Below are 26,402 nucleotides of genomic sequence, written 5' to 3'. Positions count from 1 at the left end.
CCCCGCCACTGCTTCAGGTGCGCGTACTGGCGCTCGATGACGTTGCGGCCCTTGTAGGCGGCCGCGTCGAGGCTGACGGGGCGCCCGCCGCGGGCACCGCGCCGTCTGCGGTGGCCCTGCTGGTCGGCCGGTTCGGGGATGACCGCTTTGATCCCACGGGCGCGTAGGTGGGTGCGGATCGCCCGGGAGGAGTACGCCTTATCGCCCAGCACGGCCTCGGGGCGGGTCCGGGGCCGCCCTACTGGCCGGGTCACGCGCAGCTGCGCCAGAAGAGGAAGCAGCATCGGGGAGTCCCCTGCCTGGCCGGGGGTGATCAGGCTGACCAGCGGCAGCCCGGTCCCGTCGACGAGCTGATGGATCTTCGTGCTCAGCCCGCCACGGGAGCGCCCGATGCCGTGATCGGCCGGCTCCTCACGCGGATTCTTGTAGTTCGATCCATCCCCCTGTGTGGCGGGTGATGTTCGTCGCGTGCTGATGCGCGCGGGCGATCGTGGAGTCCACCGAGACCGACCAATCGATCAGGCCTTCGGCGTCAGCGGCGGCGGTCAGCGTGGCCAGCACCGTGTCCCAGGTGCCCTCTTCGGCCAAGCGCCGATGCCAGGTCCACACGGTCTGCCAGGGCCCGTAGACCTCGGGCAGATCCCTCCAAGCGATTCCGCACCGGTACCGGTAGATGATCGCCTCCACCATGGTGCGGGCGTCGGCGAACGGCCTGCCGGCGCGGCCGGTCCGGGTCGGGAGCATCGGGGCGATCAACTCCCATTGGGTGTCAGAGAGCATCTGGAACCGGGACATGTCCCCAGGGTCTCAGCTGACTCGTGCATCTATTCTCAGACACGCCCTAGGCTGGTCGTATGACCATCGACGTCCTCTACGTCCGTCCCGGCGGCAGCGGCTGGGGTCCCGTCGACGTCCTCGCGCGCCTGGCCGCCCGGCTGCTCGAGGGTCGACTCGTCGAGGTCGAGGACCGCGGCGCCGCCTCGTGGGCCCAGCGCGCGTCCGTGCTCCTGCCGCGCGGCCGGCGGGCCCGCGGGCGCCGCCTCCTGGTGCTCGCCGGCAACCCCGCCGCCCTCGCCCTGGCCGCGCGCCGGGACCTGTGGTGGCCCGGGCACGAGTCCACGGCGGCCTGGATCGTCGACTCGTTCTGGACCGACCGGATCGCCGGGATCGCCCGGCACCGGCCCCACTTCGACCGACTGTTCGTGACGGACCCGGACCTCGTCGATGAGTGGAGCGCGCTGACCGGCCGCCCCGTGGACGCACTGCCGTGGGGTTCGGACACCCTCGCCGTCGCCGCCGACGACGGCTCCCGCCCGGTCGACCTGCTGCGTCTGGGCCGCCAGCCGGAAGCCTGGGACGACGACGCCCGCACCGCCCGCGAGGCGCAGGACCACGGCCTCGTGTTCCAGGGCCGGCCGCCGTCGGCGCCCGATCCGCTGCAGAACCAGGAGGCCGTCCGCACCGCGCTGGCGCAGGCGCGCCTCGTGCTCGCGTTCTCCAACCTCGTCAGCCCTGCGCCGTACACGCACCCGACCCGCGACTACCTCACGGGCCGGTGGACGGACGCCCTCGCGGCGGGATGCCGTGTGGCCGGCGTCGCCCCGCGGTCCGCGGCCACGCTCCTGTGGCCGGAGGCCACGCTCGAGGTCTCGCCCGACTCCCGCGCCGACGCCTGGCCCGTGCTCGCGGAGGCCGCCGCCGCCTGGACGCCGGAGCGGGCCGCCGAGCAGCGGCGCCGGGCCCGCCGGGAGCTGGACTGGCGGCTGCGCCTGCAGCGGCTCTGCACCGCGATGGGTTGGCCCCTCCCCCCGACCCTCGACGCGGAGCTGGCCGCCCTGGGCTGAACGCCACACCCGTCTGACCCTCCGGCCCGCCCCGACACCGCCCTCCCCGCCGCACCCGACAGGAGACCCGATGCCCTCCCCCCTCGACCTCGCCCGCCAGGCCAAGCACCGCCTGTTCCTCCTCCGCCGGGCCCGGGAGGTGGTCCGGCAGGCCGCCGCCGTCCGCGGCTCGGAGCGGTTCGCCCGCGAGTACGCCCTCGCCTCGGCCGGGTTCGACCTGCCGGAGCTGCCGGCGATGTCCGGCCCGTGCGCCGTCGCGATGGTCCGCGACGAGGCGGACGTGATCGAGCGCTCCGTGCGCCACCTCGCGGACCAGGGGATCCCGCACATCGTCGTCGTGGACAACGGGTCGAAGGACGCGACGCCGGACATCCTGCGTCGGCTGGCCGGGGAGATCCCGGGGCTCGTCGTCGGCGCGGACCGGGAGCCGGCCTACGTGCAGTCCGCCAAGATGACCCGGCTGGCCGACCTGGCATCGGCCGCCGGCGCCACGTGGGTGGTCCCGTTCGATGCGGACGAGCTCTGGTTCGGCGCCGAGGGCACGCTCGCCGAGGCCCTGGCCGCCGCCGACGCACCCGTGCTGCGCGCCGTCATGCACAACGCGTTCCCGGCGGCGGACGGTTCCGGCCCGTTGCTGGACACGACCGCACACTTCAACGTCAAGGTCGCGTTCCGCCCGCGCCCCGGGGCCGTCGTCGAGATGGGCAACCATGAGGTCCTGCGTCCGGGCGTCCGCGCGGAGAGCCTGCGGATCCTGCACCTGCCGTGGCGCTCCTTCGAGCAGTTCGCCCGCAAGAGCCGCACCGGCGCGCAGGCGATCGCGCTCGCCGACACCCCCGAGGACAAGGCGTACCACTGGCGCCGGCTCGGGGCCCTCGACGACGACGCCCTGCGCGCCGCGTGGGAGGCCCTCCTGGCCGGTCAGCCGCTCACGGACGCGGCCTGGTACCCGCGCGGGACGCTGCGCCCACTGCGCTCGGACGCCCCGACCCGCTGGGACGAAGTCTGAGCCTCAGCGCGTCTCGGGCGGCCGCCGGGCCTCCCACGCGGAGCGGACCATGTCCTCCACCGTGTGGCGGTTCTCCCACCCGAGATCGCGCGCGGCGAGGGAGCCGTCCGCCACGATGCGCGCGGGGTCCCCGGGACGGCGCGGCTCCACGACCGGGTCGACGTCGCGCCCGGTGACCCGGCCGACGGCCTCCATGATCTGCCGGACCGAGGTGCCCGCCCCGGAGCCGAGGTTGTAGACCGGGGCCAGGGCCCGGCCCTCCGCGAGCGCCCGGGCGGCGGCCACATGGGCCCGGGCGACGTCGGCCACATGGACGTAGTCCCGGACGCACGTGCCGTCCGGCGTGGGGTGGTCGGCGCCGAACAGGCGCGGGCGCTCGCCGCCGTCCAGGGCGCGGAACACGAGGGGGAAGAGGTTGTGGGGGCTCGTGTCGGACAGCGCCGGATCCGCGGAGCCGACCACGTTGAAGTAGCGCAGGCTCGTGTGCCGGAGCCCCGTGGCCCGGCCCTGGTCCGCGAGCAACCACTCCCCGATCAGCTTGCTCTCCCCGTAGGGGGACTCCGGGGCGGTCGCCGTCGCCTCCGTGACGCGCTCCACGTCCGGGGTGCCGTACACGGCCGCCGAGGAGGAGAAGACGATGGCGGGGACCTCGGCCCGCTCCATCGCCTCGAGCACGCCCAGGGTGCCGCGCACGTTCACGCGGTAGGTGTGCAGCGGCTCGCGGACGGACTCGCCCGCGAACTTGTACCCGGCCACGTGCACAACGCCGGCGGCGCCCACGCGCGTCAGGAACGCCGCCACCTGCCCGACGTCGCCGACGTCGGCCCGGAGCAGGGGCACGTCGGCGGGCACGAAGTCCGCGAACCCGGTCGAGAGGTCGTCGACGACGGCCACGTCCATGCCCGCCCCCTGCAGGGCGCGCACCACGTGGGCGCCGATGTACCCGGCTCCGCCGGTCACCACCCAGGTCATGCCGCGATTCCGCCGTCGGAGCCGGGACGTCGGCTGCGGAGGAGGGCCGGGCGGCGGTAGCGTGCCATGCCCTCGAGCGCCCCGACGTGGGCACCGACGGTGTACGCCCAGGCGAGGACCCGCCCGCGGTCGCGTCGAAGGAACGGCCACATCGGCATGTGTCGCGAAATCGCGAAGACCGACGCCTTCACGCTGGGGCCGCTCATTCCCCGGTCTCGGTACCGCGTCCACAGATACATGCGACCACGCTGTTGGTTTCGTTGCTGTCGGAAAATCGCGGCAGGAGTCGTCCGAAGGCGGTAGTACACGACCGCACCGGCAGCCTGAACGACGGTGAAACCAGCTTCCTGAGCCCGCCAGACGAAGTCGGTCTCCTCCGACCCACCGGGATACGCGGGATCCATGCCACCGAGTTCGAGGTAGTCATCTCGGCGGACGGCAAAGTTGTTGCCCGGGACCGTCGCAAGGTAGCCGGCGAATCCGTCGGAGACCGTCTCTATTCGAGGGGAGTCCTCGGTGTCGTGGAAATCCTGTGCCGGGTCAATCCGATAGGCCGCCAAGACGTCCACATCATTGAATCGACTGTGCTCCAGGACGCCGCGGGCGACCAGCTGAGGCCCCGAGGTCACGGCCCGGTAGAGCTCGCCCGCCCAACGATCGCCGACAAAGTCATCGGCGTCGCAGAACAACAGCACATGGCCCCGGGCCATACGTGCCCCGACATTCCTCGCGTGCGATGCGCTGGGGACACCGGATGCGTCGACAACCCGGACCCGGAACGGTGCCGGGTGAGAGAGGGCGATCTGCGCGGTCCGGTCGTCGCTGCCGTTGTCGGCCACGACGACCTCGAAGAGCGGGGCATCCCACTGGGCGGCGAGAGAATCGAGCTGCTCAGCGATCCACCCCTCAGCATTGCGGGCCGGGATGACCACGCTGGCCGCGAGGACCTCTTCGCTGTTCTCCCCGGCCCCTGCCGCGTCTGCCTGTGAAAACGGAGACGAATCAGCTCGCCTGTAGCCCAGCCCGATCTGCGGCTGGGGGCCGCGTCTCATCCACCGGTACTCCACACGACCCGCCGCAGCTCCCGCCGCGGTCTGCGCGCGAAGCCGCACCCCTTCCCAGTCCGGAGTCTTGCAGCCGAGGGTCATCAGAGCAGCGCTGGCCCCCGTTCGTACGAATTCCACCCACGGGTTGGGGAAATGGGACTGCCGCCCGAGCTCGTATCGAGTGGTGACGAGGCTGTGAGCCTTGGCCGATCGCCGAACCAGGCGGGTCCGGAACCGCATGTCCCACTTGCCCCGGAAAGCGATCCGGACGGCTGCGGCCTCGTCCACGCGGATGCCCTTGAGGTGCGCTCGCACGGCGAAGTCGTTGTCCTCATAGACGGCTCCCAGGGAGTGATCGAATCCACCGACCCGTTCGAACACCTCCCGCGTCACACCGAAGTCTCCCCCCATCAGCACGGGAAACGCGTTCCGGAGATCCCCTGGCACCGGCGCATGCCATTCATCGCTGTCATCGAAGGCGCGCCGGGCGCCTTCGACGCCCTCGCGCATCTGCTCATCGGTCATGAACGGTGCGCCGCCGGACCAGAGGTCCGAGGATTCGAAGGCCCGAGCGCCGTTGCGCACCCACCACCGGGACACCACATCGTCGGCGTCGGCAAACATGAGGAGATCCGCGTGAGCATGCGCCGCCCCCACATTTCGTGCGAATCCCGGGCCTTGGTGCTCGGGTGCGCTCACCAGACGCAATGGGTATGAGACCTCCCGAGCCAGCCGGTGGACCACGGAGGCAGTTCCGTCGGTGGAGGCGTTGTCCACGACGACGACCTCGTAGGAAGGAGCTCCGCTCTGGGCATCCAGGGCCTCCAACTGCAGAGGGAGGAAGCGCTCTGCGTTGAACGCGGGGATGATCACGCTGATTCCTGGCAGCGCGCTTGTCTGGCTCACATCGCGATCCTATCCCGGTAGGGTGCCCGGTAGACACGCACTCACCGAGCGTTGAAGGGACGTCGAAGTCGCGTATGAAAGGCATCATCCTCGCCGGCGGCACCGGCTCCCGCCTGCATCCCATCACCCATGCCATCTCGAAGCAGCTCGTGCCCGTCTACGACAAGCCGATGATCTACTACCCGCTGTCCACGCTCATCCTGGCCGGAATCAGCGACATTCTGGTGATCACCACCCCGCACGACGCGGAACAGTTCCAGCGGCTCCTGGGCGACGGCTCCCAGTTCGGGATCTCGCTCAGCTACGTCCAGCAGCCCTCCCCCGACGGCCTGGCACAGGCGTTCATCCTGGGAGAGGACCACATCGGCGACGAGCATGTCGCGCTCGTCTTGGGGGACAACATCTTCTACGGCCCCGGCATGGGCCAGCAGCTGCGCCGTCACGCCCAGGTCGACGGTGCCACCGTGTTCGGCTACTGGGTGGTGGACCCCAGCGCCTACGGCGTGGTGGAGTTCGACGACGCCGGCAAGGCCATCTCACTGGAGGAGAAGCCCGCGGAGCCGAAGAGCAACTATGCGGTGCCGGGCCTGTATTTCTACGACAACGACGTCGTCGAGATCGCGAAGAGCCTCAAGCCGTCGGCGCGCGGCGAGCTGGAGATCACCGACGTGAACCGCACCTATCTGGAACGCGGCACCCTCAACGTGGAGGTCCTCCCCCGGGGCACCGCATGGCTGGACACCGGCACGTTCCACGACCTGAACGACGCCTCCAACTTCATCCGCACCATCGAGTCACGGCAGGGCCTCAAGGTCGGCGCGCCCGAGGAGGTCGCCTGGCGCCAGGGCCTGCTCACCGACGACGAACTCCGAGAGCGGGCCGAGCCGCTCGTGAAGTCGGGGTACGGACGGTACCTCCTGGAGCTGCTGGAGTCCGGGCGGTGAGCGCGCAGGACCGGGCCGGGCGGGGCCGGCCGGAGACAGTTCCCGAGCCGTCCGGCGGCGAGGGCGTCCGGCACGTCGTCTTCGCGTGCCGCTCCACGGCCCTGGCCGGGGGCATCACGACGGTCGTCGACGAGCTGGCGACCGAGTTTGTGCGGCGGGGCCTGACGGTCTCCTACCTGTCGATCCACCCGCCCGCCAAAGAGCCGCGCGTCCCTGGGCCGGTGTTCGAGGTCGACCGGTTCCGGCACTGGACCGCGGACCATCCCCTGGCGGCGGACCACCCGGGACCGCTCGGGGCGAAGCTGGCGGTCAAGACGGTTCTCACCCCGCTGTGGCGGCGGTGGCGGTCCCGGCGCCTCCGCCGGCACCTCGCGCGGTTCGGCGGGGACACGGCGATCGTCTTCGCGAACCCCGACACGCTGACCTGCCTCAGCGAGACCAGCCACGTCCGGCCCGAGGCGGACGCCCCGTTCCTTGTGGCCCACGTCCACACCAGTCCGGAGGGCCTGGAGCGGATGGGTTGGGACGTCCCCTTCCCGGCCCTCGACGTGGTCGATGCCGTGGTGGCCCTCCACCCGTCCTACATGCAGCCGATCGCCGACACACAGGGCGTGCCCGTGGGCGCCATCGCGAACCCGAGCAGCACCGTGCCCGCAGCCGCGCCGCGGACGGACGCAGACGGCAGGAGACGGATAGTCTCCTTCAGCCGTCTGTCCTCCGAGAAGCGCGTCGACCTGGCTATCCGGGCATTCGACGCCCTCGCGGCGGACGTGCTCGAGGTCTGGGGTACCGGGGATCAGGAGGAGGCCCTCGCCCGCCTGGCCGACGAGTCGGCCCACCGGGACCGCATCCGCTTCTGCGGCTGGTCAGATGACCCGGCGGCCGTATTCACGGGCGCGACGCTGCACCTCATGGTCTCCGACTTCGAGGGTCTCCCGATGTCCGCAATCGAGGCGCTGCGCTGCGGCGTCCCGACTGCTGGCCGGCCAGTGTCCGCCGGACTGTCGGACATCCTTTATCAATGTGGTGTCCCACTCCCCAGCGCCGATCCCTCCAAGATCGCGGACGCCCTCCGGGCCCTCCTGGACAGCCCTGATCGGCTCGCCGGGCTCGTCGGGGCCTGCGGGCGCGTCGGCGCGGAGTTCGAGCCTTCGATCGTCGCAGACGTGTGGCTCGACCTCTTCTCCGCGCGGGACATCACCGCCATCCCCCACGCCCGCCCCCGCGCGGTGGCCGCGGCATCGTGAGCGGTAGCTGTATCAACTACCACGTGCGAATCCGCGCACGGGCGGCACCCACTCCAACGCACCCGGCATGCGCCCCGTCAAGTACGACCGTCTGCGTCAGTGGTCGAACGCCAGCGAACGGGACACGTCCGTGAGAGTGGCGATTCGCTCCCGCGTCGTTCCATAGCCGCCTCCGGTGAGGTGGACTCCGTCACGACGGAGCTTGCCCGGTGAGGAAAGGGCCTCGGTCGGATCGCACCATTCGTCCCCAGCAGCGTCTGGGAGCCCATCGAACTGCCCTGCCGCGTACGTGTCATACGCCGGACGGCGAGGCTCGACGATGCCTGCTTCCTCGGCCAAGGTGCGAATGCCCACTTGCCCCACGACCCACAGGAGGGCCACGACCAGCAATCCGTTGAGGACCGCAGAGGCCAACACCAGGTAGACCCTGGGCCCGTACTTCGCGTTCGTACGGCCCGCCCCGGGTCCAGGCCGTCCCCCGCTTACGGGTGTGCCACCTCGCCCAACAGGCCACGGATCCGCCGCCCGAACTCCACTTCGGAGAACCGCTCGGCGTGCGCCTGCATCACCCCGCGGTCCCAGTCATGCGCCAGCAGACGTTCCACCCCTCCGGCCACCGCATCCACCGTCGGTTCCTCGACGAACACTCCGTTGACGCCGTCCACGATGGTGTCCAGGTAGCCGCCGGCCCGCAGCGCCACGGTGGGCACGCCCCACGCGCTCGCCTCGAGCGGCGTGATGCCGAAGTCCTCGTGGCTCGCAGCGATCAGTGCCGTCGCGTGCGCGTACGCCCAGCGCAACTGCGCGTCGGTGAGGTCCTGGCCGAACACCACGTCCTCCCCCGCCATCGCCCTCAGCCGGGCCTCCTCCGGGCCCTTGCCGATCACTACGAGCGGCCGCCCCGCGCGGGCCGCGGCCTCGATGGCCACGTCCACGTGCTTGTACGGCATGAGCCGCGCGACCGACAGCAGGAAGCCGTCCCCTGCCAACCGCTCGGCACCGGGGATCGGCTCCTGCGGGCCATCCATGCTCACGGAGTGCGGCGGGAACACGAGGTCCACGCCCTCGAGCCCGTAGACGGCTTCGATCCGCTCCTTCACCACCGTGGAGTTGGCCACATAGCGTGATCGACGCCGGACGGCCGCGCGGTCCCACCTGCGCAGACCCGGGCGCAGCACGCGGGCGATTCGGCCCTTGATGCTGTCCCGGCCGCCCTCGCCCAGGTAGTCGTCCAGCAGATACACCCAGCGCGCCGGGGTGTGGCAGTAGACGAGCGTGGCGCCGTCGTAGCGGAATCCGTGCGCCCAGCCGGACGTCGAGACGACGGCGACCGGCTCCTTCACATGTATCAGCGAGGAGGCCAGGGGCAGCAGCGGCAGTGCTCTCCGCGGGTCCTTCCGCAGCACTCCCACCCGATTGAGGGGTGAGGTGATGATGTGCGCGTCCTTGAACTCCGGGAAGGTCCCCTCGGGGTCGTAGAACGTCGTGTAGATGGGGGCATCGGGCCACATCCGGTGCAGGGCGAGCACCACTCGCTCCGCCCCGCCCTTCTGGGTGAGGTAGTCGTGGGCGATAGCAATCTGTGTGGAGGTCTGTTCCGACATCGTGTCCCCTCAGATGGACCGCTGCGCGCGGTGGGGATAGGCCCGACCGGTCTCGGCGGCACCCTCCACCTGGAGGGCGATGAGTCGACGGGCGAGCCCCCGGGGCAGGTAGTCCGCGACGGCGTCGATCAGCGCACTGGAGCGCGTGAGCGTGGCTTCGGTGGTGCCCAACGCCACCAGGCGCACGGCAGCACCCCACACGCCTCGCGGAGCGCCGATGGTGCCGAGCGGTGCCGCCCCGTGCTTGGTCACGAACAGGTTCCGCGCGACCGTGCCGTGCAAGGCCCGCACCGCCTTCGAGTGCGTCGTCACGGCGGCAGCGTGGTGCCGGGTCTGCAGCTCGGGGCGGATCACCACCGGGTAGCCGGCCGCGTGAAGCCGGTAGCCGTAGTCGATGTCCTCCCACCCGTACTGCCGGTAGTCCGGGTCGTAGCCGCCGATCTGCTCGTGCAGGACACGCGGGACGGACACGTTGCCCGCCCAGTGCCGCCACTGCCGATCCGCTGGCAGCGCATACGCGTGCTCGCGGTGCAGGACGTCCTGGGCGTCGCCGTAGGCACGCTGATACGGGGTGGACTCCAGGACGTTCACAAAGAGTCCGATCGCTCCGCCAGGCCCGCCCGAGTGCGCGGCCACGTGATCCCGGATGTAGTGAAGCCCGGGCTCCAGGTCATCGTCGGCCCGGATGAGGATGCGGCCGGATGTCGCGTCGGCACCGGCGTTGAGCGCGGCGACCCGTCCGCGGTTCTCACCGAAGACGGTCCAGCTCAGGTCCAGCTCCGGGTGTTCCGCGGCCAACTGGGCGAGCACCGCCTCCGACCCGTCCACATCCCCGTCCACGACCACGTGGACCTCGAATGACGGGGCGTCCTCCTGTGCGGCGAGCGCGCCGATCAGGCGCGGCAGCCGCTGCGCGCCGCCCCGGCTGGGGACGATCACGCTGGCCTCGGGGGTCAGGGGCGTCTCGGTCATGAATCCTCCTCCGGGGTCATAGGGACAGGTCATCCAGGAGCTCGGCTACGGCGGCGCGGCCGGCCTCGGGTGAGAACAGCTTCTCCCAGCGGCGCCGCTGGGAGTGGGCCACCGCGCCCAGATCGGCCCCGCGCACGGCCCGCAGGCAGTCCGCAAGTGCGGCGGCGTCGCGTTGCGGAACAACGAAGGGGTGATCGTTGCCGACCACCTCGGGAACGGCCCCCGCATCGGAGGCCACCACCGAAACGCGCGCGGCCATCGCCTCCGCCGCCACGAGGCCGAAGGCCTCGGCCCACTGCGACGGCACGGCCAGCACGTCCACGGAGGTCAGGAACTCGCCGGTGTCCTGCCAGCCGAGCACCTGAACGTCCTCACCGGCTGCCGTCAGGGCGGTGGCGAGTCGCTCGGCCTCGTCCTCCGCCACGAATCGGCTCTCCCCCGCGATGCGGAACACGAAAGCACCCGGATCGGTCTTCCGCAGCTGCGCGGCGGCCTCCAGCAGGGTGAGGATGCCCTTGCCTTCGGACAGCCGGCCGAGGAAGCCCACGGTCACCCGCTCATCGGCACCGCGGGCCCGGCCGGTCTGCGGCGCCGTGGGTGCCGGGACCCAGTTGTGGAGCACGCGGGCCCCGCGGATCTGGCCCGCGGCGAACCGGGACGGCACGAGGACCGCGAGCGCGCCGGGGCGCGCCAGGGCGGAGAACACGCGTAGAAGCGGTTTCTCGGGCACCTGGTGCAGGTGCACGATCCGGCGCGGCCGGCCGGCCAGGGCGGTGGCGGGCAGCAGCCCGTTGCACCACGCGACGTCGTCCTTGCCTCGGCCACGGTCCCAGGCCCGAAGAGCGCGCAGGTACCCCAGGCGTCCGGATCCACCCACGCGGACCACGTCGAAGCCGTCCGCGGCCAGACGATCGGCGGTCTCGGCCGGGCGGGCCGGGGCCACGACACCCACGTCCCGCCCCAGCTCGCGCAAGGCCGTGGCGAGGTGGTGCAGCATCACCTCGCCGCCGCCCACCTCGCCCTGGTTCGCCAGAATCCAGATGCGCCCGGTCATCGGACCAGCTCCAGGGATCGGGGATGTCCGGTCCGCGCGTCCAGGCCGGAGCGGACGCGGGTCAGCCCCCGCTTGGCCGCGCGGCCGAGGTGCTCCTCGCCGTACTTCTGCAGGGCCCAGGCGAGCACGGAGACCACGGCCAAGGCCACGAGCATGGCCATGTTCCGGCCCACATACGGCCAGAGCGCGTGGATGAGGATGTACCCCGGGATGGCGTGGAGGATGTACAGCGAGTAGCTGATCTTCCCGTACCACTGGACAGGGGCCAGGAGCAGCACGGACGTCCTCTCCCGGAGCATCACCGTGACTGCGAGGAGCACCACCACGAGGACCTCGAGGGCCAAGGGCATCCCCCGCATGACGAACGTGCTGCCCACCGCGGACACCGCAGCCGCCGCGACCCAGCCGCGGTGCCGCCCCGTCTGCCGCGCGATGTACAAGGCCATCCCCAGCACGAACAACGGGGCGTACTCGGCCACGGTGGCGTTGTTGAGGAGTTTCACCCACAGGGGGTCCCGCTGCGGATCCCATCCCACGTGCGGGGCCGTGACGACGACGACGCCCCACGAGATCACCGACCACGCGAGGCTCCCCCACAGCACCACGCGGTCTGAAAGGCGGCAGCGCGTGAGATACAGGAGGATCAGGATGATCACGTAGAACTGCATCTCCACCGCGAGCGTCCAGTAGACGTCCACCACGTTGTCCACGCCGACCCACCGCTGGACCATCGACAGGTTGACGAGGGCCTGGCCCCACGTGAAAGGGAAGCCGGGCACCGGGTGCAGCAGGAGCAGCACCACGGCGAACACCAGGGAGATCCAGTACGGCGGATAGAGCCGGGCTGCCCGGGAGATGGCGAAGTCGCTCGGCCGGTTGGCCCGCCGGGCGGACATGAAGATGACGAACCCGGAGATGATGAAGAACAGCTGCACGCCCGCGGCGCCCCAGGCCGCGTCGTGGAACGCGGCGGGATCCTGCGGGTAGTGCGAATTGTGGGCGCCTGTGTAGTGCGAGAACACCACCGCCAGCGCGGCGATCCCTCGAAGACCGTCGAGCTCCCGGAACCGGGGCCCCGGCACTCGCTTCTCGGCCGGGGCCACCGAGGCCGCCCCCGGCTCGTTCGGGCTCGCCGCGGTCATCGGCTACCCGCCTTCCCCACCCGGCGCCCGAGCACCTCGAGGGTCGCCTCGGCGGTGGCTCGGGCCATGGTCTCCACATCGCCCACGCGCACCTCGCCCGGACCGTCGGCGGCGGCACGCATGACGGCGTCGGCGATGGCCGCCGGCGCGGTCTCGTGGACGAGGTGCTCGGGCGGCAGGATCTCCCCGTTGCCGCCCACGTCCGTGGCGACGGCGGGCAGGCCGGCCGCGGCGGCGTCGAGCAGGGTGTAGCTGAGGTTCTCCCACGCGGAGAGCTGCACCAGCACGTCGTGCTCGGCCATGGTGCCCCACGGCTCCACGAAGCCGGGCAGGTCGACCGCATCCGCGACACCGAGGGCCTCCGCCTGGGCGCGCAGCTGCCCCTCCAGCGGACCCGAGCCGGCCAGCGTCAACCGCGTCCCGGGGTCGCGCTCCAGCAGAGCGGGCAACGCGGCGATCAGCCGGTCGAGATTCTTCTCGGGGGCCAGCCGGGACAGGGACAGGATGCGCAGCCCCTCCCCCGGTGCGCGCCGCTGCCCCACGGCCGCGGCGCGCACCGCGGGCACGTCCACGCCGTTGCGCACCACGGTGAGGGGCGCCCCCGCACCCCATTTGCGTCGGAGCACGTCCGCGGTGGACTGCGCCACCGCGATCACGAGGTCCGTGCCGCGCAGCCGGGCCCGGTGCGCGGTGTTCTTCACCCGGGCCGCGGCGGCGCGGTTGTACAGCTGGTCGTCCGGGGCGATCCCGTGCTCGGTGCTGAGCAGCGCCGGTACACCGGCCCGCCGAAGGGCCCGCTCCGCGCCCAGTGCAGTGAAGGCCGCGAGGTCGGCGTAGGCCAGGTGCGTGTGGACCGCGGCCGGGCGCAGGGTGCGCACCGCCGTGCGGAGCGTGCGCACCGAGGCGGCCAGGCCGGCGTCGGGGCCGACGTCCCCGGTGAACACCGCCGCGCCCTGCTCGCGCAGGCGCTCGGCGAGCGGCCCCTCGGGGCAGAGCACCGCCAGACGCAGACCGGGCAGGCCCACGCGCGCGACGTCGAGGACGTGCCGGGCCACGCCGCCGAGGTCGGCGACGGGCACCACCCAGAGCGTCAGCGGGGCCGGGGCGGTCGTCACGGCCTCGGGGATCACAGCCACTGCTCCAGGCGGTCCAGGGCCGTCCAGAAGCCCTCGCCGTTGTTGATGTGGCCCTGCCAGATCTCCGGGATGAAGCTCACCCCGGGGGCCAGGCGGTCCAGCTGCTCGCACAGCACGGGCCAGTCGACGTCGCCCTCGCCGATCTGCGGTCCCTCCCCGTCCACACCGGTGGCGTCCACGAGGTGCAGGTGAATGGTGTGCGGGGCCAGCTTTTCCACCATCTCCGAGAACGGGATCCCCAGGAACGTGGCCGAGAGCTTGGAGTGGGAGATGTCCAGGCACAGGGGCACCCCCGTGGCCTCCACGAACGCCACGGTGTCGTCCGGGTCCATGAAGAGGTTGTGGTACTGCTGCCCGCCCATCAGCCACGGGAACGGCGGCAGCGTCTGCGCAGCGATCCGGATGCCGGAGGTGTCCAGGCGCTGCACGGCCTCGGCGATGCGCTCGTACTTCGGCAGCCGCTCCTCCGGGCGGATGTGCCGGTCCAGGGTGAACCCGCCCATGGTGATGACCATGATGGGCTCCTCCTCGTGCGGGAACCAGCGCTTCAGGTCCCGGGTGATGTCGATCGTGCGCTGCACCTCGGCGATCGAGCGCTCCCACACGGCGTCGTCGTCGCTGGCCAGGTCCACAAGGAAGTCACCGGAGAAGATGTCCGGCAGGTGGGTGGTGAAGCCCATCGGCATGGGCTCGCGGAACACCGAGTCGATGTCGATCTCGAGGTCCTTGTAGGAGAAGTGGAACTCCAGGAAGTCCGGGGTGCAGTCCTTCGTCAGCGCCTCGACGTCGTGGTAGCGCACCGGCAGGCCCCAGGGGCGCCGGAACTGGAACTGGCGCCCGGTGGGCACCGTGTCCGTGAGGTCGCCGGCGAAGAAGAAGTCGCCCTCGGCCATCTCGCGGTGCAGCGTGCGGCCGACCAGGCGCGGCAGCTCGTTGGGCTGCAGGCCACGGCCCGGGGACTTCACGGTCACGTCGTCGGCGGTGATCGTGGCGCCGACCCGCAGCGGACGGGCCGCCACCAGGGACTTGGCCAGGTTGATGCGGTTCATCGCCTCGCCCGTGGAGACCACGCGCTCGGTCCCGACGCCGATCGACTCCTCGATGTCCCGGGTCTGCCGGACCATCTGCGCGAACTCCTCCGGCAGCAGGGAGACCTTGTGGTCGTTGCCCTCGAGCCCGCGGTCCACGGTGAAGTGCTTCTCGATGATCGCGGCGCCCCGGGCCACCGCGGCCAGGGCCACGTGGAAGCCGCGCTCGTGGCCCGAGTAGCCCACCGGCGTCTGCGCGATCTCCGCGAGCCGGTCCAGGTAGGCCAGGTTCACGTCCTTGTAGGGGGCGGGGTACGTGGACTGGGCGTGCAGCATCGCGAAGGGGACGCCGAAGGAGCGCACGAGGGCCGCCGCCTCGCGGATCTCCTCCTCCCGGGACATGCCGGTGGAGAGCACCATCGGCAGGCCGGAGGCGGCCGCGTCCCGCAGCAGACCATGGTTCGTCAGGTCCGCCGAGGCGATCTTCACACCGTCCACCGGGTACTCGCGCAGCACCCGCATGGACGGGGCGTCCCACGGGGTGCACATCAGGGCGACGCCGGCCTCCCGGACGTGGTCGAACACCCGCACCATGTCCTCGGCGGAGAGCGAGAACTTGGCCAGCTCGTCCAGGGTGCGCTGGGCCCCCAGGTCCTCACCGGCGGTGGCCGCACCGGACTGCCGGTACAGGGCGTCCATGTCCCGCAGCTGGAACTTCACGGCGTCCGCGCCCGCCTCGACGGCCAGGTCCACGAGACGGCGGGCCAGGTCCACATCGCCCTGATGGTTGTTGCCGATCTCCGCGATCAGGAACGCCGGGTGGCCCTCCCCGATCCGGTGCCCGCCGATCCGCAGCTCCGCCTCCCGGTTGATCGCCAGGGCCGTCAGGCGGCCGCGCTCGTCCAGCAGCGGCAGGTGCAGCGCCCCGGCGGGCAGGGCCTCGCGCATCTCGGCCGGGGAGGCGCCCAGGGAGGCCGTCGCCGGGTCGCGATGGGCGACGTCGGCCGCGGCCACGTCCAGCGACGCCTCCGGATGAGCCACGAGCCAGCGGCGCACGTCCCCGTCCGTCAGGGAGCCGACGAGGAAGCCGTGGGAGTCCACCACGAACACGGTGCGCTCGCGGTTGTCGGTCATCTTGTGCAGGGCGACCAGGAGTGAGTCCTCGGGGAAGACGAGGTAGGGGGTGAGCCTGCGTTCGATGATCACTGCGCGCCTCCGGGGGTGCGGTTCGGGCCGGTGGTGGGGGTCTCGTTGGTGCGCAGGGCACCGAGGTCGGGGCGGTGCTGGAGCACCTTCTGGACCGCCAGGTACTGGTCCATCTGCTGCTCGGCGAGGGCGAAGTCCAGCTCGGTGTCGATGTCCACGCCCTCGAGGTCGTCGAGCTCCAGCAGGCCGATCCGGCCGCCGAGCCGGTTGTGCAGCCGGTCGTAGACCCAGGGACGCGTCACGTAGAGGGAGCCGTTCTCGCGGAACCGCAGGTCGGTGCGCGCCATGTCCTGCCGGCGCTTGCGCGCCGTGACGTCGAAGTCCGGGATCGGCTCCCCGCCGGGGTCCTCGGCGTGGCGCCACAGGAACGGGGACACCGGGACGACGCCGACCAGCGAGTCCACCCCCGTGTCCCGGAACTGCCGCACGGCGCGGTCCAGGGTGCCGGGCAGGCGCAGCGGGCTGGTGGCCTGGAGCAGCATCACGCCCTCCGGTTCGACGCCGGCCGCGCGCTCGGCCGCGAGCACGTGCTCGATCACGGGCTCGGTGGGCGTCGAGTCCTGGGCCAGGTGGGCCGGGCGCAGGCCCGGGACGTCCGCGCCGTAGCGGAGGGCGACCTCGGCGATCTCGGCCGAGTCCGTGGAGACCACCACGTGCAGGTCCTCCTCCGCCTCGAGGGCGGCCTGGATGGTCCAGGCCACGAGCGGGTGGCCGCCGAGGAGGCGGATGTTCTTGCCGGGCAGCCCCCGGGACCCGCCGCGCACGGGGATGACGCACAGGATGCTCACGCGGACTCCTTCCAGACGTGCTCGGCGATCGCGGCCGCGGGGTCCGCGGTCGGCGAGGCCAAGGGCGGGGTGGGCTCCGGGGTGCGGCCGGGCCGCCACCGGGTCATGCCGTAGCGCCGCCAGAACCCCTCGAGCCAGGCGGGCGGGTCCGGGTGGACGGCCCACGCGGGTCTGCCGGCCTGCGCGGCCTCGAGGATCCCGGTGGAGAAGACGGCGGCCACGGGCCCGCAGGTGGCGACGAGGGGCGCCCCGGCGTCGTCGATCCGCAGCCCGGCCCTGCGCCAGGCCGCGTGCTGGCCACGGGAGAGACGGTCCCGCTCGGCCGGGTGGGGGCGGTAGGCGGCGCCGGTGGCCCGCACGTACTGTTCGGCGGCCGCGGCGAAGTCCCGGCGTGGCAGCTCGGCGCCGTGCAGCTGGCCGAGGAACACCCCGGGGCCGTCGTCCCCGGCGCCCGGGAGCGCGGGCGCGGTCCGGCGGGCCTGCTCGAGCAGCGCCGAGCCCACCGGGACGGCCTCCACATCGGCGCGGCCCTGGGCCCACCAGTCCGCGTCCGTGCTCGTGAAGGCGTACAGGGTGGCGTCCTGCGGGACGGGCGGCGTGGACACGGCCAGCAGCCCGTGCTGGACGACGCCGACCCGCGCCCCCCGCTGCCGGGCCCAGCGCACGGCGGCGCGGCCCGAGGGCAGGTACTCCCCCGCCACCAGGACGCGGCGGAGCCCGGACAGGCGCTCGCTCAGGACGTCGGCGGTGGCGGCGTGCTCCCGGTGGCCCGCGGCCCCGGGCAGGGCGGGTGCGTCACCGGCGGGCAGCACCCAGCCGACCCCGGCGGCGACCTGCGGCCGCGCGGTCGCCAGGGCGGCCACGGGCGAGGCCAGCGCGGCCAGCTGCGTGGGGCCGAAGGACTCCAGGGCGACGAGCGTGTGCACGTCCCCCGCCGGCAGGAGCAGGCGCGGGTCGCCGTCGCCGGTGGACCGGCGGCGCGTCAGGGCGCCGGCCACGCCGCGCACGGTCGAGCGCGCGGTGTCCGCGGCCCGCCGGGTCAGCGGCCACTGGGCGCGCTGCCACGCGTGCCAGCGCGGCAGGTCCTCGGAGCGCCAGAAGAGGGGCGCGTCGGTCATGCCCACCACCCCTGGGCCATGGCCGCCCGGTGCGCGAACGTGTGCTCCGCGTGCGACCGGCGGCGGCCGGCCTCCCGGATGCGCGCTCCCCAGGCGGGGTCCGCGACGACCCGGCGGCCCAGCTCGATGAGGTGGTCCGCGTCCTCGAAGACGAGCACCTCCTCGTCCGGGACGTAGAACTCGGCCACGTCGGCCCGATCGACGAGCTGGAGACCGCCCATGCCGGGCACCTCGAAGGTCCGCATCGCGTGGCCGGCCTGCAGGCCGTGGATGTTGATGGCGCCCGCGGCGGCCGCCTGCACGGCGTACGCCTCCTCGAGGGGGATGTCCCGTTCGGCCGGCAGGTCCGGCCGGGTCAGCTCCCACGTGCGCAGGCGGTCGACCGGGTGGTGGCTCCACTGACGCCCGTAGGCGCGCACCGGCACCCCGGCCGCGGCCAGGCGCGAGAGCAGCTCCACGCGGTTCGGGTAGCGCGAGCCCACGAAGACCAGTTCGTCGCGCCGCGGCACCTCCGGCAGCGCCATCGCCGGGTCGAAACCGTTGGGCATGTAGTGGGCGTCCACGCCCTCGCCGGCCAGCAGCTCGGCCTCGGAGCGGGCGTAGCTGAGCACCGGACCGACGGAGCGCAGGAACTCCATCGAGTAGTCGTGCCGCGCGAGGTCGTCGTACAGCCAGAGCATGCGGGGCAGGCCCGCATCGAGGATCTCTGACCAGAAGTCCTCGCCCAGCGAGTCCCCCTTGATCACGAGCACGCGGTCCGGCCGGGCCTCGCGCAGCGCGGCCACGGCCCGCCCCGTGTCCCAGGCGACCCGCGCGGCCGTGCGGTCCACGCCCGCCTTCTGCGGCAGCTCGAGCAGCCCCTTGTTCCGCAGCTTCATGCCGAGCGTGGCGTAGGCGTCGTAGCAGTGCACCGTGACGTCGAAGCCCTGGGCCGCCCACGCCGCCGCGATGGAGCGGTGGTAGCCGTGGAACGCCGGCGAGACGAGGAACAGCCGTTCCGGGGAGCGGCCGCCCCGCGCGTCGGGCGGCGCCGGCACGGTGTAGCCGGTGGCGGTCATCGGCGCTGCCCCTTCCAGACCAGCGCGTGCTCGTCCCGGAGGACGGCGCGGGCGTCCACGTCCACACCCCGGGCCTGCCGGAGCGCGTTCACGGCGAAGTTCGCCCCGGTGGCCGCGGTGAGCGCGGCCTTGAGGACCCGGGGGTGACCGAACTTCCGGGCGTAGCGGTAGCGGGAGTCCACGAGCCAGCCGCGCCGGCGCAGCGGGTCCGAGGAGCCGTGCAGGCCGTGCGGCACACGGACGGCCGGGACCACGATCGACGGCACGCCGCGCTCGCGCAGGCGACGCTGCAGGTCGACCTCCTCGGAATTCATGAAGTACTCCTCGTCGAACCCGCCGACGGCGCGGACCTGCGCCATCGGCAGGAGCAGCACGGCGCCCATCACCCAGTCGACCGCCACGGGCGAGACGGACCGGGCCGCCGCGACGTCGTGCCCCACGGCCTCGTGGAGCACGTCCAGGTGACGGAAGCGGGCCAGCGGAGTCAGCCACTCGACGGTCTGGTGCAGGACCGTGGGGAAGTGCCGGCCGGACCACTGCGGCGTGCCGTCCTCGTTGACGACCTGCGGGCTGACCACGGCCGGCTGGTATGGAGCGGCCGCCGCCACCAGCGCGTCGATCTGCGCCCCCGTGATCTCGGCGTCCGAGTTGAGGACCAGGGCCAGCTCGGTGGTGACCGCGGCCAGCCCGGTGTTCACGTTCGCCCCGAACCCGCCGTTGCGCTCGCGGCGCACCACGGTCAGACGCGGATCGTGGGCTTCGGGATACGGGGTGGGCGAGGCGTCGTCCGAGACCACGATGGCGGCCAGCGCGTCCCCGGGATCGGCCAGCAGGCGGTCGACGAGGGCGAGGGTGGGGGCCGGATCGCCGTAGTGCGGGATCACCACGGTGACGGCCGCCGTGGTCGGCTGGGCTGCCATGCGGGTTCCTCCCTCGGCTCGGATGGAGGGCGCACCCAGCGCCCGAGAACCTGTGACGAGTATAGGGAAGGACTGGCGAGGACCCGCGCCGTCCGGTGGGGCGGCCTCGTGGCCGTCGACACGGTGCTCGGTACACTGACCGGACAGCCACGGGATGGAGAGGGTGGGCCATGCCCGGCACCCACGGGGAGGACGAAGCCATGCGCGAGACGACCGCGTTGCGCATCGGCACCGGTCTCGATGCTGTGACGGTCAGCGGCCTCACGGGAGACGAGCGGGCGGAGGTGATCGAGTCCTGGGCCCGATGCGGTGTGGAGGCCGTGAAGTCGCCCGCCGACGTAGATGCGCACCGCGGCGCCAGCACCGCGCGTCCGTGGCTCCAGTGGCACGAGGACCTGGTGTTCCTGGCGACCTCCCGGGCGATCGAGTCCGCCCGCGGCACCCACCTGATGTTCCACGCGGCGTGCCTCGCCGCACCGGACACCGGGGCGGCGATCGTCCTGGTGGCGGCGTCCGGGACGGGCAAGACGACAGCCACGCGCCGACTGGGACCCCATTTCGCCTACCTCACCGACGAGACAGCGATCATCGCTCCGGACGGTCTGGCCGTCACCCCGTACCCCAAGCCGCTGTCCGTGCTGGGGGCACGGGGGGTGCGGCCGAAGACCCAGCGGGGCCCGGACGACCTGGGTCTCGGCCCGACCCTCCCCGACGCCCGGCTGGACCGGATCGCCGTGCTCGACCGCGTGCGGGATCCGGCAGGCCCGGTGACGCCGCGGGCGGAGGCCATGGAACTCGTGGCCGCGCTCGAGGCGCTCGTCCCCCAGACGTCCTCCCTCGCCCGGCTCCCCCGCGGTCTCGTGACGCTCTGCCGTGTCCTCGACGCGGTCGGCGGCGCCCAACGCCTGGTCTACGCCGAAGCCGAGGACCTGCGGGACGTCGTCGACGGCCTGCTGGCGACCCCGCCCACGCCCGTCACCCCCGCCTGGGAGGCACTCACCGAGGAAGAGCTTTCGGCCTCCATCGGAGTGGCAACCCCGGGCGCGGTGTCCCGCTGCGCCGTCGACGACGGCATCCTGACCGACCACGGCCGCCTGGTCCTGCTCGCCTCGGAGCGCTTGGTCGTGCTCGACGGTCTGGGCCCGACCGTCTGGCTCCTGCTGGACGAGCCGCGGACGGCCGCCGACGTGGTGGGCCGTCTCCGCGCCGAAGGGCCCGTGCCCGAGGACGCCGAAGCCCGGGTGCGGGAGGCGATGGACGCCCTGGTCACCGCGGAACTGGCCACGACCGGCTGAACCGGCCCGGCCCGGCCCGGAGGCGGCCGGCGCCCAGGACGCCCCGCCCGCCGTCAGGAGATCAGTGCCCGCCCCAGTGCGTGGGCGGCCAGACGGTCACGAAGACCTCGCCCACGATGTCCTCGCGGGTGACGAAGCGGGCGCAGTCCCCGGCCTGGTCGGCGGGGATGCCGCGGCACGCGATCACGGAGTCGGCCGAGTTCGAGCGGTGGTCGCCGAGCACGAGCATCGAGTCCTCCGGCACGGTGACCGGGCCGAAGCAGCGCGCGGACATCACCTCCGACTCGCAGTCCAGCTCGTCCCGGCTGAACGGCAGGTCATTGTGGATGTACGGCTCGTCCAGGGGCTCCCCGTCCACGGTCACGGCGCCCTCGGCGGTGCAGCACTCCACGGTCTGCCCCGCGGTGCCGACCACGCGCTTGACCAGCGCCTGCTCGTGCGAGCGGCCGATGCCGGTGAGGTCGCCGAACGTGCGGACGGCGTTCTCCACGGCCCCCTCCGACGACGCTGGGGTGGCCCAGTCCTCGTTCGCGGTGAAGACCACCACGTCCTGGGAGTCGGCCATCCCGTCCGGATAGGCGGTGCGGTTGACCAGCATGCGGTCCCCCACCTCGAGGGTGTTCTCCATCGAGCCGGACGGCACCGAGTAGACCTTCACCCACAGGGCCTGCACCACGGCGACGACCGCGATGGCCACCACCACGTTCACCAGCAGGGAGGCCCAGAACGGCAGGCGCGGACGGCGAGGCTCCGGCGCGGCGCCCGCCTCGCCGTCGACGTCGTCCCCGTGGGCCGGCTCGACGCGCTCGGCCATGGTCAGGCGACGCCGTCGAAGAGGCTGGTGACCGAGCCGTCCTCGAAGACCTCGCGGATCGCGCGGGCGATCAGCGGGGCGATCGAGAGCACCGTGAGGGTCTCGAAGCGCTTCTCCTCCGGGATGGGCAGGGTGTTGGTCACCACGACCTCACGGGCGCCGCACTCGCCGAGACGCTGGGCGGCCGGGTCCGAGAACACCGCGTGCGTGGCGGCGATGATGACGTCCTTCGCGCCGGCGTCCTTGAGGATCTGCACGGCGCCGGCGATGGTGCCGCCGGTGTCGATCATGTCGTCGATCAGCACGCAGACGCGGCCCTCGACGTCCCCGACCACGGTCTTGGACTCGGCCTTGTTCGGGACGGTGAGGTCCCGGCTCTTGTGCACGAAGCCCAGCGGCACGCCGCCCAGGCGGTCCGCCCACTGCTCCGCCACGCGCACGCGGCCGGTGTCCGGGGAGACCACCGTGACCTCCTCGCCCTCCACGCTGGAGCGGATGTGGTCCGCCAGCAGCGGAATGGCGAACAGGTGGTCCACCGGACCGTCGAAGAAGCCCTGGATCTGGGCGGTGTGGAGGTCCACGCTCATCACGCGGGAGGCACCGGCGGTCTTGTACAGGTCCGCCACGAGACGGGCCGAGATCGGCTCGCGGCCGCGACCCTTCTTGTCCTGGCGGGCGTACGGGTAGAACGGCGAGACCACCGTGATGCGGCGGGCGGAGGCGCGCTTCATGGAGTCCACCATGATCAGCTGCTCCATGAGGTGGTTGTTCAGCGGCGCCGGGTGCGACTGGATGATGAACACGTCCTTGCCGCGCACCGACTCGCCCGAGCGCACGTAGATCTCGCCGTTGGCGAAGTCGTAGGCGCTCATGGGGAGCAGCTCGGTGCCCAGCTCCTCGGCGATCTCCTGCGCGAGCTCGGGGTGGGCACGGCCCGTGGCCAGCACCAGTCGCTTGTCCTCGCTGCGGCTCAGCTCCGTCATGACGTCATCAACATCCTTCGTGGTCTCGCGTTCCAGGACCGACGGCGTCCGGCGTCGGTGTCGGCCGCCCGGGGCGGCCCGGTCCTCGCACCCATCCTAGGGCGCGAGGGATCAGCCCTCGGCGTCCGCGACGGCCGCCTGCGCGGCCTGCGCGGACGTGCTGCCGGGGCGCTTGGCGGGCACCCAGCCCTCGATGGTGCGCTGCGCCACGGCGTTCAGCGCCAGGGCGCCGGCCGGGACGTCGTCGCGGACCACCGCGCCGGCACCGGTGTAGGCGCCGTCGCCCACCGAGACCGGGGCCGTGAACACCGTGTTCGAGCCGGTGCGCACGTGCGCGCCGATCACGGTGCGGTGCTTGGCGACGCCGTCGTAGTTGGCGGTGATGTTGCCGCAGCCGATGTTGGTGTACTCGCCGATCTCGGCGTCCCCGGCGTAGCCCAGGTGGGAGAGCTTGGCGCCGCGGCCCACGGTCACGTTCTTGGTCTCGTAGAACGCGCCGATCTTGCCGTCCTCCCCCAGCACCGTGCCCGGGCGCAGGTAGGTGAACGGGCCGACGGTCGCGCCCGCGCCGATCACGGCCTCCGTGGCGTCGGTGCGCTTCACCACGGCACCCTCCCCCACCTGCGTGTCCGTGAGCGTGGAATCCGGGCCGACGACGGCGCCCGTGGCCACCGACGTCGCCCCGTGCAGCTGGGTGCCGGGCTTGAGCGTGACGTCCGAGGCGAGGGAGACGGTGACGTCCACCCACGTGGAGGACGGGTCGACGACCGTGACGCCCTCCTTCATCCAGCCGCGCAGCACGCGGTCGTTGAGCTGGCGGCCCAGGTCGGAGAGCTGACGGCGGTCGTTGGCGCCCTCGACCTCCCACACGTCGTCCGTGCCCACCGAGGCGACGCGGCCGCCCTCGGCGCGGGCCATGCCGAGCACGTCCGTGAGGTACTTCTCACCCTGCACGTTGTCCGTGGATAGCTCCGGCAGGGTGCGGCGCAGCAGGGCGGCGTCGAAGGCGTAGATGCCGGAGTTGACCTCGCGGATCGCCACGAAGGAGTCGTCCCCCGTGGACTCGGCGTGGGCGAGGGCGTCCTTGTGCTCCATGATCCGCTCCACGAGGCCCTCGGCGTCGCGGACGATGCGGCCGTAGCCCGTGGCGTCCTCGAGGGTGGCGGTGAGCACGGTGACGGCGTTGCCGTCCGCCTCGTGGTCCGCGACGAGGCGGGCGAGGGTCTCCGGGGTCAGCAGCGGGACGTCGCCGTAGGTCACCACGACGGTGCCCTCGAGGTCCGCGGGCAGGGCGGCCAGGCCCAGCTCGACGGCGCGGCCGGTGCCCGGCACGTCGTCCTGGTCGGCGATCGCCAGCGCGTCGATGCCCAGCTGGGCCGCCACCGTCTCGATGTGCTCGGCCACGCGGGCCCGCTCGTGCCGGACCACGGCCACGAGGTGTTCCGGCGCGAGCGACCAGGCCGCCGCGAGCGCGTGGCCCACGAGGGAGCGCCCCCCGATCGCGTGCATGATCTTCGGCGTCGTCGACTTCATGCGGGTGCCCTGGCCCGCGGCCAGGACGATCACGGCGGAGGGACGGGCGGACGGCTGGGACATGGGGGCTCCTGCACCGGTGGGGGTCAGAGGACGGGGGTTCCGCCCCTAGGATTCGAACCTAGACCGCACGGCTCCAAAGGCCGGCGTGCTGCCATTACACCAGGGCGGAGCGCCGGACCCCAGGGGGCGGCGACGACGGCCCATTCTTCCACACAGGTCGCGCGGATCCGGGGTCAATAGGCGCCGTCGGCGGCGACCACGGCCTTGACGGTCCGTCCCAGGATCACGAGGTCGCCCAGGATGGACCAGTTCTCCACGTAGTAGAGGTCCAGGCGGACCGCCTCCTCCCACGGGAGGTCGGACCGGCCGGAGACCTGCCAGAGGCCCGTGATGCCGGGCTGCACCAGGAAGCGGCGGTGCACGTACTGCTCGTAGGCCTCGACCTCGTGCGGCAGGTGGGGCCGCGGGCCCACGAGGGACATGTCCCCCCGCAGCACGTTCACGAGCTGGGGCAGCTCGTCGATGCTGGTGCGGCGGATGAGCTTGCCGACCTTCGTGATGCGCGGGTCGTCCTTCATCTTGAACAGGACGTCCGCATCCCCGCCGTCCGAGACGAGCCGCTGCCGGATCTCCTCGGCGTCCACCACCATGGAACGGAACTTGAGCATGGTGAACGGCCTGCCGCCGAGACCGATGCGCTCCTGCCGGAACAGCACCGGCCCGCCATCCGTGGCCTTGACCGCGATCGCGACGGCGATCAGCAGCGGCGAGATGGCGATCAGGCCCAGACCCGACGCGACGACGTCGAACGCCCGCTTGGCGAACGCCTTGCCCTCGGAGAGGCGCGGGGTGGAGAGGTGGATGAGCGGCAGACCCGCGAGGGGCTGCGTGTGGAGGCGGGGTCCGGCGACGTCCACGAGGGCGGGCGCCATGATCAGGGAGACGCCGCGCTCCTGCAGCTCCCAGCCCAGTCGGCGGACGTCCCCGGGGACGAACGAGTGGCCCGAGGTGATCACCACGGCTTCGGCGTCGCGGACCTCCACGAGGGCGACCACGTCCTCCACGGTGTCCAGGTCCGTGGAGACCGGTATCGGGAGGTAGTCCTCCTGCCGGGTCCTGTATCCGGGGAGGGCCGCCGCCACGGGGGCGTAGCCGGCGCCGGCCTCGGAGTCGAGGGCCTGGAAGATGTGCCGGACCGCCTTCGGGCCGCCGACGAGCAGGAGCCGCCGCCGGAACCTGCCGCGGTGTCGCTGCCGCGCCACCCACCCGCGCACGAGGAACCGGCCCAGCAGGAGCAGGAGCACGCCCAGCGGCAGGGCCAGGCCCACGTAGCCGCGCGCCACTTCGAGACCTGCCGCATAGGCGAGGATCGCGACGGTGCCGAAGAGGTAGAGGGTGCCCTGCAGGACCCGCTTGTACTCCTCGCTGCCCACCCCCAGGATCCGGATGTCCCGGGAGCCTTGGATGGTCAGCGCGAGCACCCAGGCCGCGCTCAGCGCGAGGCTGATGATGCCGTAGTCGATGGCTTCGTTACCGGGGAGGGTGATGCGCCGCGATCCGCCGAAGCGGAGTTGGGCCGAGACGAAGGTGGCGAGCAGGACCGCGACCACGTCCACGATGAGGACGAGCAGCGGAAGGCCCTGCTCCCAGGGCCGACCCAGGACACGACCGTGGGCGGTCGAGCCCATGCGGTGCGTGGTCGACTCATCACCGGGACTCGCGATCACGCTCTGCTCCTCCGTCCTGACGCAGGGGATGGTCCACGTCATGTGGGTCGGGC

At 72.4% G+C, this 26,402-nt stretch carries 21 protein-coding genes, 1 tRNA gene and 1 pseudogene; 5 read left to right on the top strand and 18 right to left on the bottom strand.

Annotation, left to right across the window (positions count from 1 at the left end; all coding sequences use genetic code 11):
- Nucleotides 1-795, bottom strand: a pseudogene (locus tag NR073_RS02770) (IS5 family transposase); the annotation flags it as partial.
- Between the two features lie 59 nt (nucleotides 796-854).
- Here NR073_RS02770 and NR073_RS02765 point away from each other — a divergent pair.
- Together NR073_RS02765 and NR073_RS02760 are read left to right on the top strand one after the other, a co-directional pair.
- Complete coding sequence (locus NR073_RS02765) at nucleotides 855-1,844, top strand: hypothetical protein (protein ID WP_129042938.1); 990 nt, start codon at nucleotides 855-857, stop codon at nucleotides 1,842-1,844.
- A 70-nt stretch (nucleotides 1,845-1,914) separates the two neighbouring features.
- The gene (locus NR073_RS02760; RefSeq protein ID WP_044659569.1) at nucleotides 1,915-2,853 is read left to right on the top strand and encodes a glycosyltransferase family 2 protein; all 939 of its coding nucleotides are present in this window, start codon (nucleotides 1,915-1,917) and stop codon (nucleotides 2,851-2,853) included.
- 3 nt (nucleotides 2,854-2,856) lie between these two features.
- On the opposite strand, the gene galE is transcribed toward NR073_RS02760, so the two are convergent.
- Both galE and NR073_RS02750 read right to left on the bottom strand, forming a co-directional pair.
- The gene (galE, locus tag NR073_RS02755) at nucleotides 2,857-3,825 is read right to left on the bottom strand and encodes a UDP-glucose 4-epimerase GalE (protein ID WP_256748597.1); all 969 of its coding nucleotides are present in this window, start codon (nucleotides 3,823-3,825) and stop codon (nucleotides 2,857-2,859) included.
- Nucleotides 3,822-5,777, bottom strand: a complete 1,956-nt coding sequence (locus NR073_RS02750) for a glycosyltransferase family A protein (RefSeq protein WP_256748596.1) — start codon at nucleotides 5,775-5,777, stop codon at nucleotides 3,822-3,824. Before NR073_RS02750 ends, galE begins: the two co-directional genes overlap by 4 nt.
- Before the next feature lie 74 nt (nucleotides 5,778-5,851).
- On the opposite strand from NR073_RS02750, the gene rfbA reads away from it, so the two are divergent.
- Together rfbA and NR073_RS11315 are read left to right on the top strand one after the other, a co-directional pair.
- The gene (rfbA, locus tag NR073_RS02745; RefSeq protein WP_192593012.1) at nucleotides 5,852-6,721 is read left to right on the top strand and encodes a glucose-1-phosphate thymidylyltransferase RfbA; all 870 of its coding nucleotides are present in this window, start codon (nucleotides 5,852-5,854) and stop codon (nucleotides 6,719-6,721) included.
- Complete coding sequence (locus NR073_RS11315) at nucleotides 6,718-7,968, top strand: glycosyltransferase (RefSeq protein ID WP_256748595.1); 1,251 nt, start codon at nucleotides 6,718-6,720, stop codon at nucleotides 7,966-7,968. The genes rfbA and NR073_RS11315 overlap by 4 nt, the downstream gene beginning before the upstream one ends.
- 482 nt (nucleotides 7,969-8,450) lie before the next feature.
- Here the strand turns inward: NR073_RS11315 and NR073_RS02735 are convergent, their stop codons facing one another.
- Genes NR073_RS02735 through NR073_RS02690 form a run of 10 tightly spaced genes read right to left on the bottom strand, consistent with a single transcriptional unit; the run spans nucleotide 8,451 to nucleotide 19,994 of the window.
- Entirely contained in the window at nucleotides 8,451-9,572 is a 1,122-nt protein-coding gene (locus tag NR073_RS02735) for a glycosyltransferase (RefSeq protein ID WP_256748594.1), read from the bottom strand.
- 9 nt (nucleotides 9,573-9,581) lie between these two features.
- Entirely contained in the window at nucleotides 9,582-10,544 is a 963-nt protein-coding gene (locus NR073_RS02730) for a glycosyltransferase family 2 protein (protein WP_256748593.1), read from the bottom strand.
- A 16-nt stretch (nucleotides 10,545-10,560) separates the two neighbouring features.
- Nucleotides 10,561-11,598, bottom strand: coding sequence for a glycosyltransferase family 4 protein (locus NR073_RS02725; protein ID WP_256748592.1), 1,038 nt, complete (start codon nucleotides 11,596-11,598; stop codon nucleotides 10,561-10,563).
- A complete protein-coding gene (locus NR073_RS02720; protein ID WP_256748591.1) occupies nucleotides 11,595-12,740 on the bottom strand; it encodes an acyltransferase in 1,146 nt (381 codons plus the stop codon). The genes NR073_RS02725 and NR073_RS02720 overlap by 4 nt, the downstream gene beginning before the upstream one ends.
- The gene (locus NR073_RS02715; protein WP_227449064.1) at nucleotides 12,737-13,876 is read right to left on the bottom strand and encodes a glycosyltransferase; all 1,140 of its coding nucleotides are present in this window, start codon (nucleotides 13,874-13,876) and stop codon (nucleotides 12,737-12,739) included. Before NR073_RS02715 ends, NR073_RS02720 begins: the two co-directional genes overlap by 4 nt.
- On the bottom strand, nucleotides 13,867-16,110 hold the full coding sequence (locus tag NR073_RS02710) for an N-acetylneuraminate synthase family protein (RefSeq protein ID WP_256748590.1): 2,244 nt from the start codon (nucleotides 16,108-16,110) through the stop codon (nucleotides 13,867-13,869). Before NR073_RS02710 ends, NR073_RS02715 begins: the two co-directional genes overlap by 10 nt.
- Nucleotides 16,107-16,898, bottom strand: coding sequence for an acylneuraminate cytidylyltransferase family protein (locus NR073_RS02705; RefSeq protein ID WP_256748589.1), 792 nt, complete (start codon nucleotides 16,896-16,898; stop codon nucleotides 16,107-16,109). The genes NR073_RS02710 and NR073_RS02705 overlap by 4 nt, the downstream gene beginning before the upstream one ends.
- Nucleotides 16,895-18,016, bottom strand: a complete 1,122-nt coding sequence (locus NR073_RS02700) for an RNA-binding protein (protein ID WP_256748588.1) — start codon at nucleotides 18,014-18,016, stop codon at nucleotides 16,895-16,897. Before NR073_RS02700 ends, NR073_RS02705 begins: the two co-directional genes overlap by 4 nt.
- Nucleotides 18,013-19,074, bottom strand: a complete 1,062-nt coding sequence (locus NR073_RS02695; protein WP_227449067.1) for a glycosyltransferase — start codon at nucleotides 19,072-19,074, stop codon at nucleotides 18,013-18,015. The genes NR073_RS02700 and NR073_RS02695 overlap by 4 nt, the downstream gene beginning before the upstream one ends.
- Nucleotides 19,071-19,994, bottom strand: a complete 924-nt coding sequence (locus NR073_RS02690; RefSeq protein ID WP_227449068.1) for a glycosyltransferase family 2 protein — start codon at nucleotides 19,992-19,994, stop codon at nucleotides 19,071-19,073. The genes NR073_RS02695 and NR073_RS02690 overlap by 4 nt, the downstream gene beginning before the upstream one ends.
- A 200-nt stretch (nucleotides 19,995-20,194) precedes the next feature.
- Between NR073_RS02690 and NR073_RS02685 the strand changes: the two genes are divergently transcribed.
- Nucleotides 20,195-21,289 carry a PqqD family peptide modification chaperone gene (locus tag NR073_RS02685; protein WP_227449069.1) on the top strand — a complete coding sequence of 365 codons (1,095 nt, stop codon included), beginning with the start codon at nucleotides 20,195-20,197 and terminating at the stop codon, nucleotides 21,287-21,289.
- Between the two features lie 61 nt (nucleotides 21,290-21,350).
- On the opposite strand, the gene lepB is transcribed toward NR073_RS02685, so the two are convergent.
- The 5 genes from lepB to NR073_RS02660 all read right to left on the bottom strand — a co-directional run bounded on the left by lepB (nucleotide 21,351) and on the right by NR073_RS02660 (nucleotide 26,349).
- Nucleotides 21,351-22,103 (bottom strand): signal peptidase I, encoded by a 753-nt coding sequence (lepB, locus tag NR073_RS02680; RefSeq protein WP_227449070.1) that lies wholly within the window; start codon nucleotides 22,101-22,103, stop codon nucleotides 21,351-21,353.
- A 2-nt stretch (nucleotides 22,104-22,105) separates the two neighbouring features.
- Nucleotides 22,106-23,086: a ribose-phosphate diphosphokinase gene (locus tag NR073_RS02675; protein ID WP_020627447.1), complete on the bottom strand. Its 981-nt coding sequence runs from the start codon at nucleotides 23,084-23,086 to the stop codon at nucleotides 22,106-22,108.
- Between the two features lie 111 nt (nucleotides 23,087-23,197).
- On the bottom strand, nucleotides 23,198-24,682 hold the full coding sequence (gene glmU / locus NR073_RS02670) for a bifunctional UDP-N-acetylglucosamine diphosphorylase/glucosamine-1-phosphate N-acetyltransferase GlmU (protein ID WP_227449071.1): 1,485 nt from the start codon (nucleotides 24,680-24,682) through the stop codon (nucleotides 23,198-23,200).
- A gap of 37 nt (nucleotides 24,683-24,719) precedes the next feature.
- Nucleotides 24,720-24,791: transfer RNA gene (locus NR073_RS02665), tRNA-Gln, on the bottom strand.
- Between the two features lie 64 nt (nucleotides 24,792-24,855).
- Entirely contained in the window at nucleotides 24,856-26,349 is a 1,494-nt protein-coding gene (locus NR073_RS02660; protein WP_227449072.1) for a sugar transferase, read from the bottom strand.
- Nucleotides 26,350-26,402: the final 53 nt, after the last annotated feature.

The organism is Micrococcus sp. Mcc28 (genome assembly GCF_024519775.1).
In the GTDB taxonomy this organism is placed as follows: Bacteria; Actinomycetota; Actinomycetes; order Actinomycetales; family Micrococcaceae; genus Micrococcus; species Micrococcus luteus.
This window is presented reverse-complemented; position numbering and strand designations above follow the sequence as displayed.

Excerpts from the sequence above, each read along its gene's own strand:
- NR073_RS02765 (WP_129042938.1), top strand. The coding sequence starts at position 855 with ATGACCATCGACGTCCTCTACGTCCGTCCCGGCGGCAGCGGCTGGGGT.
- NR073_RS02760 (WP_044659569.1), top strand. The coding sequence starts at position 1,915 with ATGCCCTCCCCCCTCGACCTCGCCCGCCAGGCCAAGCACCGCCTGTTC.
- galE (WP_256748597.1), bottom strand. The coding sequence starts at position 3,825 with ATGACCTGGGTGGTGACCGGCGGAGCCGGGTACATCGGCGCCCACGTG.
- rfbA (WP_192593012.1), top strand. The coding sequence starts at position 5,852 with ATGAAAGGCATCATCCTCGCCGGCGGCACCGGCTCCCGCCTGCATCCC.
- NR073_RS02735 (WP_256748594.1), bottom strand. The coding sequence starts at position 9,572 with ATGTCGGAACAGACCTCCACACAGATTGCTATCGCCCACGACTACCTC.
- NR073_RS02730 (WP_256748593.1), bottom strand. The coding sequence starts at position 10,544 with ATGACCGAGACGCCCCTGACCCCCGAGGCCAGCGTGATCGTCCCCAGC.
- NR073_RS02725 (WP_256748592.1), bottom strand. The coding sequence starts at position 11,598 with ATGACCGGGCGCATCTGGATTCTGGCGAACCAGGGCGAGGTGGGCGGC.
- NR073_RS02720 (WP_256748591.1), bottom strand. The coding sequence starts at position 12,740 with ATGACCGCGGCGAGCCCGAACGAGCCGGGGGCGGCCTCGGTGGCCCCG.
- NR073_RS02700 (WP_256748588.1), bottom strand. The coding sequence starts at position 18,016 with ATGACCGACGCGCCCCTCTTCTGGCGCTCCGAGGACCTGCCGCGCTGG.
- NR073_RS02695 (WP_227449067.1), bottom strand. The coding sequence starts at position 19,074 with ATGACCGCCACCGGCTACACCGTGCCGGCGCCGCCCGACGCGCGGGGC.
- NR073_RS02690 (WP_227449068.1), bottom strand. The coding sequence starts at position 19,994 with ATGGCAGCCCAGCCGACCACGGCGGCCGTCACCGTGGTGATCCCGCAC.
- NR073_RS02685 (WP_227449069.1), top strand. The coding sequence starts at position 20,195 with ATGCGCGAGACGACCGCGTTGCGCATCGGCACCGGTCTCGATGCTGTG.
- lepB (WP_227449070.1), bottom strand. The coding sequence starts at position 22,103 with ATGGCCGAGCGCGTCGAGCCGGCCCACGGGGACGACGTCGACGGCGAG.
- NR073_RS02675 (WP_020627447.1), bottom strand. The coding sequence starts at position 23,086 with ATGACGGAGCTGAGCCGCAGCGAGGACAAGCGACTGGTGCTGGCCACG.
- glmU (WP_227449071.1), bottom strand. The coding sequence starts at position 24,682 with ATGTCCCAGCCGTCCGCCCGTCCCTCCGCCGTGATCGTCCTGGCCGCG.